Source organism: Cryobacterium sp. TMT2-42-4 (assembly GCF_004402645.1).
GTDB classification, from domain to species: Bacteria; Actinomycetota; Actinomycetes; order Actinomycetales; family Microbacteriaceae; genus Cryobacterium; species Cryobacterium sandaracinum.
In genome coordinates this window covers 56,577-68,578 of record NZ_SOFT01000048.1, presented here as the reverse complement: position 1 = coordinate 68,578, position 12,002 = coordinate 56,577, and the positions used below count along the sequence as shown (strand labels likewise).

General features: G+C 67.6%; 10 protein-coding genes. 7 read left to right on the top strand and 3 right to left on the bottom strand.

Going from position 1 to position 12,002, the window contains the following annotated elements:
* Positions 1–239: 239 nt before the first annotated feature.
* Positions 240–743 carry a glutathione peroxidase gene (locus E3O18_RS15475; protein ID WP_134394663.1) on the bottom strand — a complete coding sequence of 168 codons (504 nt, stop codon included), beginning with the start codon at positions 741–743 and terminating at the stop codon, positions 240–242.
* Positions 744–1,075: 332 nt separating this feature from the next.
* Here E3O18_RS15475 and E3O18_RS15470 point away from each other — a divergent pair, with 332 nt between their 5' ends.
* Both E3O18_RS15470 and E3O18_RS15465 read left to right on the top strand, forming a co-directional pair.
* On the top strand, positions 1,076–2,764 hold the full coding sequence (locus E3O18_RS15470; RefSeq protein WP_233191417.1) for a ribonuclease J: 1,689 nt from the start codon (positions 1,076–1,078) through the stop codon (positions 2,762–2,764).
* Positions 2,765–2,899: 135 nt separating this feature from the next.
* Positions 2,900–4,942 (top strand): transglycosylase domain-containing protein, encoded by a 2,043-nt coding sequence (locus E3O18_RS15465; protein WP_166784653.1) that lies wholly within the window; start codon positions 2,900–2,902, stop codon positions 4,940–4,942.
* A 93-nt stretch (positions 4,943–5,035) separates the two neighbouring features.
* Here the strand turns inward: E3O18_RS15465 and E3O18_RS15460 are convergent, their stop codons facing one another.
* Positions 5,036–6,655, bottom strand: a complete 1,620-nt coding sequence (locus tag E3O18_RS15460) for a peptide chain release factor 3 (RefSeq protein ID WP_134394660.1) — start codon at positions 6,653–6,655, stop codon at positions 5,036–5,038.
* Positions 6,656–6,928: 273 nt separating this feature from the next.
* On the opposite strand from E3O18_RS15460, the gene E3O18_RS15455 reads away from it, so the two are divergent.
* The 3 genes from E3O18_RS15455 to E3O18_RS15445 all read left to right on the top strand — a co-directional run bounded on the left by E3O18_RS15455 (position 6,929) and on the right by E3O18_RS15445 (position 10,148).
* Complete coding sequence (locus tag E3O18_RS15455; RefSeq protein ID WP_134418485.1) at positions 6,929–7,990, top strand: aldo/keto reductase; 1,062 nt, start codon at positions 6,929–6,931, stop codon at positions 7,988–7,990.
* A gap of 56 nt (positions 7,991–8,046) precedes the next feature.
* Positions 8,047–9,402, top strand: a complete 1,356-nt coding sequence (locus E3O18_RS15450; protein WP_134394657.1) for a pitrilysin family protein — start codon at positions 8,047–8,049, stop codon at positions 9,400–9,402.
* Positions 9,403–9,545: 143 nt separating this feature from the next.
* Complete coding sequence (locus E3O18_RS15445) at positions 9,546–10,148, top strand: histidine phosphatase family protein (protein WP_134394655.1); 603 nt, start codon at positions 9,546–9,548, stop codon at positions 10,146–10,148.
* On the opposite strand, the gene E3O18_RS15440 is transcribed toward E3O18_RS15445, so the two are convergent.
* Complete coding sequence (locus E3O18_RS15440) at positions 10,145–10,711, bottom strand: GNAT family N-acetyltransferase (protein ID WP_134394653.1); 567 nt, start codon at positions 10,709–10,711, stop codon at positions 10,145–10,147. The genes E3O18_RS15445 and E3O18_RS15440 overlap by 4 nt on opposite strands.
* Before the next feature lie 44 nt (positions 10,712–10,755).
* Here E3O18_RS15440 and dapB point away from each other — a divergent pair, with 44 nt between their 5' ends.
* Positions 10,756–11,538 (top strand): 4-hydroxy-tetrahydrodipicolinate reductase, encoded by a 783-nt coding sequence (gene dapB / locus E3O18_RS15435; protein WP_134394651.1) that lies wholly within the window; start codon positions 10,756–10,758, stop codon positions 11,536–11,538.
* A complete protein-coding gene (locus E3O18_RS15430; RefSeq protein ID WP_134394649.1) occupies positions 11,535–11,972 on the top strand; it encodes a tetratricopeptide repeat protein in 438 nt (145 codons plus the stop codon). The genes dapB and E3O18_RS15430 overlap by 4 nt, the downstream gene beginning before the upstream one ends.
* Positions 11,973–12,002: the final 30 nt, after the last annotated feature.

The following is a 12,002-nucleotide window of genomic DNA, read 5'->3' as shown; positions in this document are numbered from 1 at the left end:
GCGGGGCGGAGCGACCGCTGATTGCCCGAACCGCGTAAGCCCTGCGGCATACCCGAGGCGCCGTGTGGCTTAATCAGGAGATACGTCTGGCCACGCCGGGCATCCGCGCCTATTCCGCACTGGTCCGCGGCGGCAGGTTCAGCCGGGCGACGGATGTCCTGAGTTGACCACACGCGCGAGCGCGGCCGGGGCCGACCCACCCCGGGGGAGCCGGGGGCTCCAACCGGCTCGGTGGGGTCTTAGGCGGCGTTGGCCGCGAGGGTCTTCTCGATCGCCTGTACGATCTCGTCGGACTCCGGCTCGACCGTGGACGCGAAGCGGTTGACGATCTCGCCCCCGGGACTCACCAGGAACTTCTCGAAGTTCCACTTGATCAGACCGGGCAGCAGGCCCGACTTGAACTTGGTCAGCTGAGCGTAAAGCGGGTGCTGGTGCCTGCCGCGCACGTCGACCTTCACGCTCAGCGGGAAGGTGACGCCGTAGTTCATCTGGCAGAACGACTCAATGTCCGCCTCGGCCCCTGGCTCCTGTCCCATGAACTGGTTGCAGGGAAGGCCGAGCACGACGAGTCCCTCGTCCTGGTACTTCTGGTAGAGCGCTTCGAGACCGGCGTACTGCGGGGTGAACCCACATTTCGAGGCGACGTTCACGACCAGGACGGCCTTGCCACCGAACTGGCCGAAGGTCGTCTCCGTGCCGTCGATAAGGGTGAGCGGGGTCGAATAGAGCTCTGAGGCAGACATACGTCGGACGCTACCGGTGCTGCCTTCGAGAAGGCTGGGCAGGGGAGCGGTGAAGGGGCTGACCAGGCTGCGGTAGAATGGGGCGTCATGAGCATCATCCGTGCCCTCTCGACTGCCGTGTCGATGACTTCACGGACCTGACGCCACCGCCTTCGGACTCAGCCTCGACTCCGACCCGATCGGACACCAGCGTCCGCCCCGGGCGCGGCCGCCCGAATCCAGACTTTGCACGATCTGTGCACCAGAACATCCGTTCACCAGGACCCGACAACGGTCCACTACGCGAGACACGCCCGCGACGCGCGCGTTTTCACACTGAGAAATGAGTTTTTTTGACCAAGCACCCGCTCGACCTGTCCACGCCGCCGCAGCTGCCCAGGCGCGGCCTCCGCGTCACCCCGCTCGGCGGTCTCGGCGAGATCGGCCGCAACATGACGGTCTTCGAACACAAGGGCAAGCTCCTGATCGTGGACTGCGGCGTTCTCTTCCCCGAAGAGACCCAACCCGGCATCAACGTGATCCTGCCCGATTTTTCGTCGCTGCGCGACCGCCTCCAGGACATCGAGGCCATCGTGCTCACCCACGGCCACGAAGACCACATCGGCGGCGTGCCGTACCTGCTGCGCGAGCGCAAGGACATCCCCGTCATCGGATCGCAGCTGACCCTGGCCTTCGTCACAGCGAAGCTCGAAGAGCACCGCATCACGCCGCGCCTGATCGAGGTCAAGGAGGGTCAGCGCCGCAAGGCCGGCCCGTTCGATCTCGAGTTCCTCGCCGTGAACCACTCGATCCCCGACGGACTCGCCGTCGCGATCCGCACCGAGGCCGGCCTCGTGCTCGTCACCGGTGACTTCAAGATGGACCAGTTCCCCCTCGACAACCGCCTCACCGACCTCCCCGGCTTCGCCCGGCTCGGAGAGGAGGGCGTCGACCTGTTCCTGACCGACTCGACCAACGCCGAGGTTCCCGGGTTCACGGTGACCGAGGAAGACATCCGCCCGGCCATCGACGCCGTCTTCCGCACCGCTCCGCGCCGGATCATCGTTTCCAGCTTCGCCAGCCACGTGCACCGTATCCAGCAGGTCATCGACGCCGCCGCCCGCCACAACCGCAAGGTGGCCTTCGTCGGACGCTCGATGGTGCGCAACATGGGCATCGCCGAGAAACTGGGCTTCCTTCAGGTGCCCAAGGGCCTCCTGGTTGACGTCAAGGCCTTCGACCGGATGAAGGACGACAAGGTCGTCCTCATCTGCACCGGTTCGCAGGGTGAGCCCATGGCCGCGCTGGCCCGCATGGCCAACCGCGAGCACACCATCAAGATCGGCGAGGGCGACACCGTTCTGCTGGCCAGTTCGCTGATCCCCGGCAACGAGAACTCGATCTACCGGGTCATCAACGGCCTCACCCGCTGGGGTGCCAACGTCGTGCACAAGGGCAATGCCAAGGTGCACGTCTCCGGCCATGCGTCGGCCGGCGAACTTGTCTACGTCTACAACATCGTCAAACCCAAGAACGTCATCCCGTACCACGGCGAATGGCGCCACCTCAAGTCCAATGCCGATCTCGCTATCCGCACGGGCGTCCCCGAGGACCAGGTCCTCGTCGTCGAAGACGGCGTGGTTGTCGACCTCGTCGACGGTGTCGCGAAGGTCACCGGCCGCGTGGCTGCCGAGCTCGTCTTCGTGCACGGTATGACGGTCGGCGGCGGCGGCTCCGAGGAGGCTCTCGCCGACCGCGTGCAGCTCTCCAACGACGGCGCCGTCACGATCCTCGGCATCCTCGACACCCGCACCGGGCTTCTCACCGAGCCGGTCGAGTTCATCGCCCGTGGCTTCGTGCAGGACAACGAGTGGATCCAGGGCGCGACCAAGTCCATCGATGACGCCCTGCGCGCCGCGAACAAGGTCAAGATCGTCAACGGCGCAGAGCTCGAAGACATCTTCACGCAGAGTCTGACGCGCTGGATGCAGCGCAAGTACCGCCGCATCCCGGTCATCACCTCGGTCGTCGTCGACGCCTGATTGTAGTCGCCGGGCCGCCGGGCCGTTCGGCCCGGCGGCCCTCCCGCTTCCTTCGCGACCAGAAACGACTCGGCGCCCATGCCCTCTGAATTGTCCGGTAGAAGAAACGCCCGTCGGTCCCGGCGGCGTTCGCGTGTGCTGATCGCGCTCGGTGTCGTCGTGGCCCTGCTGGCGACGACGGCGATCGCGGTCGTGGTCAATCTGCCCGACGACCTGTCGATCGGCCGGTTGTCGCAGAAGAGCAACATCTACGCCACAGCGAGTGACGGTTCGCCCTATCTGCTCGCCTCCTTCTATGACCAGAACCGGGTCGAAGTGAGTTCGGATGCGATCAGCCGGTACGTGAAGGATGCGGCGACCTCCGGCGAGGATCCCGGATTCTACGAGCACGGCGGCGTGAACATCTGGGGCAGCCTCACCGGCGCCGTCACCACGCTGTTCACCGGCGACGTCCGCGGCGGATCCTCGATCACCCAGCAGTACGTGAAAAATGTGCTCGTGCAGCAGTGCGAGGCCCTTTCCGACGACGCCGAGCGCATGACCTGCTACGACGCGGCCACGGAGACCAGCCCGTGGCGCAAACTCAAGGAGATGAGCCTCGCCGTCGGTCTGGAGAAGAAGTCCTCCAAGGACGACATCCTGCGGCAGTACCTGAACATCACCGGCTTCGGTGGATCCGTCTACGGCATCGAGGCGGCCGCCAACTACTACTTCAACACGACTGCGGCCGCGCTGACGCTGCCGCAGGCCGCGAGCCTCGTCGCGATCGTGAACAACCCGGTCAAGTTCCAGCTCGACGAACCCGACAGCCCGACCAACGGCGCCGCCAACGGGTACGCGGCCAACAAGGAACGCCGTGATTACATCCTCGACGAGATGCAGGAGAACCAGAAGATCAGCACGGCCGACCACGACGCCGCGATCAGCGCTCCGATCGAACCGACCATCACCGAACCGAGCACGGGGTGCCGCACCGCGGGCGGAAGCGCCTACTTCTGCGACCTGGTACTCCAGACCCTCCGGAACGATCCGGCCTTCGGGGCGGATGCCGATGCCCGCCTGGCCAACTTCCGGCTCGGCGGCTACAACGTGTACACGACCCTCGACCCGGAACTGCAGAGCGCGGCAGAGAGCACCATGGCCGAGAACGTGCCCAAGACCTTCGAGGACTGGGATCTCGGCGGCGTGATCACGAGCGTGGGCGTCGGTACAGGGCGTGTTCTGGCCATGACCCAGAACAAGGACTATAGCCAGGACCCGGCCGACACCGGAGCGAACTTCACCGGCATCAACTACAACACCGATCTCGACCAGGGCGGCTCCAACGGATTCCAGACCGGGTCGACCTACAAGGTCTTCACCCTCGCCGAATGGCTCACTCAGGGTAATTCGCTCGCCGACTCGGTCAGCGCCTGGGAACGCGACGAGTGGGGAACCTTCGAGGACAGTTGCAACGGTCCCCAGGACTACGGCGAGAGCTTCGCGCCCGGCAACGACTCCTCCTCGGATGACGATTCTTCCTATTCCGCCCTGGAATCGACCATCGACTCGATCAATACCGGCTTCATCGGAATGGCCAAGGAACTCGACCTTTGCGGCATCCGCAAGACGGCCGAAGCCTTCGGCGTGCACCGCGCCGATGGTGGCGCTCTGGAACAGGGCGCGTCCGCGGTGCTGGGCACCAATGAGATCGCGCCGCTGACGATGGCCGCCGCCTACGCGGGGATCGCCAACAACGGCGTCACCTGCACCCCGATCGTGATCGACCGGATCACCGGCCCCGACGGAGCCGAACTTCCCGCCCCGCAGTCGAATTGCACGCAGTCCGTCACCCCCGAGGTGGCCGCGGCCATGAGCTACGCGATGGAGCGCGTGATGACCAGAGGCTCGGGTAGCCCGTCGTACTACGACACCGACCCGCAGGTGCCGATGATCGGCAAGACCGGCACCACCGATGAGAACAGGGACACCTGGATGGCTGGGGCGAGCACGAAGGTCGCCACCATCGTGGGCGTCATGAACGTGTCCGGGGTCGGCGAGGACCAGCGGGAGACATATTTCGAGAGCGGGCAGGCGGCCACGGCCCGGCACCGGATGTGGCCCGAGATGATGGGCGTCGCCAACGAAAAGTACGGCGGAGACGAGTTCACGGAGCCGCCGCGCGATCTGACCCGCTGACCCCGTCCGACGGCATCCGCCTGGCCGCGGCCCTCGTGCTGGCCGCTGCCCTCGCGGTTCGGGCTGCTTGCCTGCGAATCAGGACCGACGCGCCTAATACGCGGCGGGAACCTCGTTGCTGCCCGTGGCGAGGTCTTCCAGCATCAGCTCGGGGTGGTCGCGCACGGTGTTTCGCAGCCGCCACGGAGTGCTGAACAGGGCGAGCAGCGTGCCGTCGGAGCGCATCAGCACCTCGACCTGGCGGTCGTGGCCGAGGATCTCGGCGCTCGCGCGGTCGGTGCGCCGGGCCAGCTGGTACGGCAGAGCCTCGGTGCGAATGGCGGCGCCGAAGTCGTGCGTCATCCGTTCCTCGACAACCTCGAACTGCATCGGCCCGACCGCGCCGAGCACCGGCGCCTGGTCGCCGCGCAGCTCCGACCGCAGCACCTGAATGACACCCTCGTGGTCAAGCTGGTCTATGCCGCGACGGAACTGCTTGTGCTTGCTGGAGTCCGCGGACCGCACCACCCGGAAGTGCTCGGGCGCGAACATCGGCAGCGGCGGGTATTCCACCGGTTCGATCTCGAAGATCGAGTCGCCCACCCGCAGGGCGGAGGCATTGACCAGGCCGACGATGTCGCCGGGCCAGGCCTCGTCGGCCACCTCTCGCTCGCGCCCGAACAGGTGCTGGGCGTACTTGGTGGCGAACGGCCGCCCGCTGGCCGCGTGGGTCACGATCATCCCGCGCCGGAACTGACCCGAACAGACCCGCACGAACGCGACGTGGTCGCGGTGTGAGGCGTTCATACCGGACTGCACCTTGAACACGAAACCGGAGAAGGCGCTGTCCACGGGGCGGTGGCCACCGGATGCGTTCTCCCGGGCTTCCGCGGCCGGCGCGAAGTCCACGAGGGTGTCCAGAATGTGCTGCACGCCGAAATTGAGCACGGCCGCGGCGAACAGCACCGGGGTGGTCTCGTTCGCGAGGAAGCGGGCCTCATCGTGGTCCTGGCTCTCCTCGGCGAGCAGCTCGGACTCCTCGGCCGCGGTGACCCAGGCTGCGCCCTCCTCAGCGGCCGCGACGGCCACACTCAAGCGTTCGGGTTCGGCGGCTTTCGTTCCGCCGGCGGTGCGGTGAAAGCGGATGAATTCGTGTGAGGACCGGTCGATCACGCCGCGGAAGTCACCGGCGATCCCGACGGGCCAGGTCAGGGGAGTGGGCAGGAGTCCCGTGCGCTCCCGGATCTCGTCCATCAGGTCCAGCGCCTCGGCACCGGGACGGTCCCACTTGTTGATGACCGTGATCACCGGTAGGCCGCGCTGCTTGCACACCTCGAAGAGCTTCATGGTCTGCACCTCGAGACCCTTGCTGGCGTCGACGAGCATGACTGCGGCGTCGACGGCGGAGAGCACGCGGAAGGTGTCCTCGGAGAAGTCGGCGTGCCCGGGGGTGTCCACCAGATTGATCACGGCGTCGCGGTACTCGAACTGGATCGCCGCGCTGGTCACGGAGATGCCGCGGGCCTGCTCCATCGCCATCCAGTCGGAGACGGTGCCGCGCCGGCCGGCCTTGCCGTGCGTGGCGCCGGCCGTGGTGATGGCCCGCGCGTGCAGCAGCAGGGCCTCGGTGAGCGTCGACTTCCCCGCGTCGGGGTGCGAAATCACGGCGAACGTGCGTCGCCTGCGCGCTTCTTTCAATACCTCGGGCGTGGACACGCCGGCGAGCTGCGTCATGGATCCTTCTTTCGCGGATGATTCGGGCAGGCGGGGGGCGTTGCCTGGGCGGCCGCTACTCAGGAATCGGTTCTCCCCAATTCTAACTTCACACTCTGGGAACTGGTTCTCCGCTTCCGGTGGCGGGGTTCAGGCCCGATGCGCGCACGGTTTGGTAACGGTCCAGGCGTGTCCTGTGCAACGTTCGGCCTCGGGGATAACCTCGGCTCAACCGAAGGGAGACGACGGATGCCGCGTCCGAGCATGCACGGTTCCCGCCATACGACCACCAGCATGCCCGCTCATCCGACCGGACAGGGCCCGGCTCCGATCTCGACGTCCATCCCGACCGCCCCGAAGGCGGCTTTGCCGCCCCCGCTCGCGATCCCGGATCCGTACGTCCCGCGGGCCGCCCCCGCGACCGGGGCGTCCCCCCTGGCGCTCCGCCGCACGATTGCCGACACCGACCTCACCGTGCACCCGCTGGCACTCGGCACGAGCGTGTTCGGGTGGACGGCAGACGGCGCCACGAGCCACCGCATCCTCGACCGTCACCGCGACCTGGCCGGCAACTTCCTCGACACGGCCGACAGCTACACCTCCGGCCGCAGCGAGGTGATCATCGGGTCGTGGCTGCGCTCGCGCCGAACGCGCGACAGCACCGTCATCGCCACCAAGATCGGCAAGAACCTCGACAACCCCGGGCTCTCCTCCCGCAGCATCATCGGCGCAGTGCACGCCTCCCTCGACCGACTGGGGACGGACTACATCGACCTGCTGCACTTCCACTTCGACGACCCGACCGTGCCGCTGGAAGAGAGCCTCGGCGCCGTCGATGTGCTCATGCGCCGCGGCCAGGTGCGCTACCTCGCCGCCTCCAACTTCTCCGCCGAACGTCTGATGGAGGCCCGCGTTCTCGCGGCGAACGGCCTGCCCCGCTTTGTCGCCCTGCAAACGCAGTACAACCTCCTGCACCGCACCGCATTCGAATCCTCCCTCGCCCTCGTCACCCGCGCCCAGGGAATGGCGGTGCTCCCCTATTTCGCGCTCGCCCACGGATTTCTGGCCGGCCGGTACCGGTCGAAGGCCGATTTGGAGAAGACCACTCGCAGCTCCCGCGGCGCCCAATACCGCAACCGCAGCGGATTCCGCGTGCTTGCGGTGCTGGACCGCATCGCCGAGGAGCACGAGGCGCCGCCGGCGGCGATCGCGATCGCGTGGCTGCTCGCACGGGGGCCGGTCGTGGCGCCGGTGGCCAGTGCCAGCCAGCCCGAACAGGTCGACGCCCTCGTGACGGCGGCCGGCATCCGTCTGACCCGCAGCGACATGGTAGACCTCGACCGGATCTCGGCCTAACGCACCGGTGCCGGCACCCGGGCCGTGCCGGCGCCGTGACGTAAGGTGGTCTAGTCATGAACGGTGCCGTCGAATTCTCTCTGGATCTGCCCGAACTCTCGTTTCGCGCGGCAGGTGATTCCCTGGTGCGCCGCAGCGTGTTGCCGAGCGGTGTGCGCATCGTGTCGGAACACGTTCCCGGCAGCCGCAGCCTGACCATCGGCTACTGGGTCGCGGTCGGCTCCCGCGACGAGGAGCCCGGCCACTTCGGGTCCACCCACTTTCTGGAACACCTCCTGTTCAAGGGCACCGCCAAGCGCACCGCCCTCGACATCGCGATCGCCTTCGACTCGGTCGGCGGTGAGCACAACGCGATGACGGCCAAGGAATACACCTGCTACTACGCCAAGGTGCAAGACCGAGACCTGCCGATGGCGGTCGAGGTGCTCACCGACATGCTCACGTCGTCACTGCTCGACCCGGTTGAGTTCGAGAACGAGCGGGGCGTCATCCTCGAAGAGCTGGCCATGGCCGACGACGACCCGGCCGACGTCGCCAACGAGCGCTTCTTCGAGGCGGTCATGGGCGATCACGCGCTCGGGCGCCCGATCGGCGGTAGTCCCGACACGATCCGTGCGGCCACGCACGCCGCCGTTCTGGAACACTACCGGGCGAACTACCGCCCGCAGGACCTGGTCGTCACCGTGGCCGGCGCGGTCGACCACGACGTGCTGGTCGCCGCAGTCACCAGGTCCCTCGCCCTCGCCGGCTGGGACCTCAGCGTTGTCGCGCCCCCGGTCGGCCGCCGGGCCGGTGCCCCTGCCGCGCTCAGCCAGGGTGATGCGGTCACCATCGTGCGCCGCCCGCTCGAACAGGCGAACATCCTGATGGGCTTCCCCGGCCTCCTGGCCACCGACGATCGGCGCGTCACCATGAGCGTGCTCACCTCGATCTTCGGCGGGGGCATGTCCTCGCGCCTGTTCCAGGAGATCCGCGAGAAGCGCGGTCTGGCCTATTCGGTCTACTCCTTCGCGCCCGGCTACTCGGATGCGGGACTGTTCGGCATGTACGCGGGCTGCACCCCGGCGAAGTCCGGCCAGGTGGCCGAGCTGATGCTGGGCGAGCTGCACCGACTCGCCGACCACGGCGTCACGGCCGACGAGATGACGCGGGCCGCGGGGCAGTTGTCCGGCGCATCCGCTCTCGCCCTGGAAGACTCCGATACCCGGATGTCCCGGTTGGGCCGCGCCGAGATCACCCTCGGCGAGTTCATCGACCTCGACGAGGCCCTCCGCCGGCTCGCGCGCGTCACGGCCGACGACGTCCAGAACCTCGCCGCCGAGCTGGCCGCCGGCTCGCTCTCCATCTCCGCGGTCGGCGCGCTCGACGACGACGTCTTCGCCGGGATCCTGCCGACCGCAGTGCCCTCCTGAGCAAAACTGTCGGGCCCAGAAACTCGGAGCCCAGAAAACTCGGAGTCCAAAAACTCAGTGCCCGGATGCTGAATGCCCAGAACCACCGAGACCCAAAGCCGGGGCCACACGCTGATGTGCGCTCCTGACTGAGAGAGATCCCCTTGCACCATTACATTTACCTCGTTCGTCACGGTGAACAGCAGGATGCCGAGCACGGCATGCCCGACGGGCCTCTGTCCGCGCGCGGCACCCGGCAGGCTCAGCTGATCGCCGAGCGTCTCGGCGGCGTGCCGTTCACGGACGCTTGGCATTCCCCGCTGCAGCGCGCTGCCGACACGGCGAAAATCATCGCGCAGCGACTGCCGGCCCTGACCTCGGTGCCCAGCCCGCTGCTCTTCGACTGCATCCCCTCCGGCAGGGCGCCGGAGACGCCGTCGGCCTATGCGCCGTTCTTCGGTGGGGTCACCGAGGCCGACATCGAGGCCGGCAGCGCGCAGATGGGCGACGCCGTGGCCGAGTTCCTCCAGCCACGCCGCGGCGAACGCCACGACCTGCTGATCACCCACAACTTCGTCATCGCCTGGTTCGTTCGGGAGGTGCTCGGCGCCCCGGACTGGCGGTGGATCAGCATCAACCAGGCGAACTGCGGCCTCACCGTGCTGCACCAAAAACCGGGCCGCCCCTGGACGTTACTGACCCACAACGACACCGGGCACCTCCCCGTGGAGCTGCGCACCGGTCTGCCGGACCCGCTCCTGTTCTAGGTGGATAGGCGGGTTCCGGGCGGCCGATTCTCGGCTGGCCCGGCTTTGTCCGTCTTCCGGGTGAGGCTCTTGTGATACCAGGTCGTGGCATTCGGGTTGTCGTTATACGGCGCGACGGACTCGTAGCCCGACCGCGCGTAGAGCGCTCCGGCCGCGGTCAGGCTCGCGTTGGTGTCGAGCACGACGTCGTCGGCGCCGAACCCCCGGGCGCGTCGTTCGAGCTCGGTCAGCAGCGACTGCCCCCAGCCGCGCCCCCGCACCTGCGGCTGTAGCCAGAGATGTTTGATCTCGAACCGCACAGTTCCGGCCGGGGAATCCTCGAGACGACGGATGCCGCCACACCCCACAAACGCACGTTCGGCCGGTCCCATTTCCTCGCTGACCAACAGGAACACCCCGGACGGCGGCAGGAACTGGACCGGATCGGGGAACGTGGTGCGGTACCGGCCCTGCGCGGCCGGGAAGCCCGACTCCCGATCGCTGAAGTACTGGGTGAGCAGCACGATGGAGCCGGAATCCGTCACCGACACGGCGGTGAAGGCAAGGGCGGGAGTGTCAGGCATGGCCCAAGGCTAACTCGATGCCCCGCGATTGATAGATTGGACCCATGAAAACACGGGTGGCCATCGTCGGCGTATCGGGAACGATGGGCCGCCTGGTCTCGGGTCTCGTCGAGCAGTCCGAGGAGTACGATCTCGTCGCCGGCCTGAACTCGAAGAGCGACCTGTCCGAGATGATCGGCGCGGAGATCGTGATCGATCTGACCCTGCCCGGGGTCAGTCAAAGCGTGGTCGAGTTCGCGGTGGACCACGGCCTGCGCGTGCTCGTGGGCACCTCCGGCTGGTCGCAGTACCGCATCGACGCCCTCTCCGCCCGCCTCGCCGGGCAGAATGAGATCGGCGTCGTCATCATCCCCAACTTCTCGATGGGGTCGGTCATCGCGACAGGCCTGTCGGTGCTCGTCGCCCGCTTCTTCGACTCGATCGAGATCGTCGAGGCCCACCGGGCCGGCAAGGTGGACTCTCCGTCGGGCACGGCCGTGCGCACAGCCGAACTGATCGGGCGGGCCAGGGCCGAAATCGGGCCGGTGTCGGCGCCGCACACCGACCAGCGCGCCCGTGGCCAGCAGGTCTCGAGCATCCCCGTGCACAGCCTGCGCCTCGACGGCATGCTCGCCCGCCAGGACGTGTTCTTCGGCGGTGCGGGGGAGACCCTCACGATCAGCCACAACACCCTGTCGGCCGCATCCTACGAACGTGGCATCCTGCTGGCCCTGGCGGCCACGCGCACGGCCGTCGGCGTCACAGTCGGGCTCGACCAGATCATCGATCTCGGACTGGGTGCGCCCACGACGGTCACGACTGCCCACCCGGGTGAGGCCGCCGAATGAAGGGCCGGCTTGCCGCCGGCCTGATGGCCCTGCTGCTGGTGTTCTACCTGGTCCTCGTCGGCTGGCGAGCGGTGTTGTTCCTGCAGAGCGGCGAAATCATCGGCATCGTGATCGGGGTGGCGCTTCTCGTACTCCCGTTGGTCGGAGTCTGGGCGCTGGTCGCCGAACTCCAGTTCGGGCGCAACTCCGAGCGGCTCGTGCGCCGACTGGAGGCCGAGGGCGGACTCCCCGTCGAAGAACTGCCGATCCGGCCGAGCGGACGCCCCATGCGGGACGAGGCCGACGCCGAATTCCCGATCTACAAGGCGGCCGTCGATGCCGCCCCCGACGACTGGCGCGCCTGGTTCAGGCTCGGCCTGGCCTACAACTCCTCGGGGGACCGCCGCCGCGCCCGCGGCGCCATCCGTACCGCGATCGCCCTCGAGCGCTCCTAGCCTCCGCCGGTGCGTGAGCCCGCCGAAACC

Bases quoted from the DNA above. Each gene is read 5' to 3' on its own strand.
- E3O18_RS15475 (WP_134394663.1), bottom strand. From the start codon at position 743: ATGTCTGCCTCAGAGCTCTATTCGACCCCGCTCACCCTTATCGACGGC.
- E3O18_RS15430 (WP_134394649.1), top strand. From the start codon at position 11,535: ATGAAGGGCCGGCTTGCCGCCGGCCTGATGGCCCTGCTGCTGGTGTTC.
- E3O18_RS15460 (WP_134394660.1), bottom strand. From the start codon at position 6,655: ATGACGCAGCTCGCCGGCGTGTCCACGCCCGAGGTATTGAAAGAAGCG.
- E3O18_RS15455 (WP_134418485.1), top strand. From the start codon at position 6,929: ATGCCCGCTCATCCGACCGGACAGGGCCCGGCTCCGATCTCGACGTCC.
- E3O18_RS15440 (WP_134394653.1), bottom strand. From the start codon at position 10,711: ATGCCTGACACTCCCGCCCTTGCCTTCACCGCCGTGTCGGTGACGGAT.
- dapB (WP_134394651.1), top strand. From the start codon at position 10,756: ATGAAAACACGGGTGGCCATCGTCGGCGTATCGGGAACGATGGGCCGC.
- E3O18_RS15450 (WP_134394657.1), top strand. From the start codon at position 8,047: ATGAACGGTGCCGTCGAATTCTCTCTGGATCTGCCCGAACTCTCGTTT.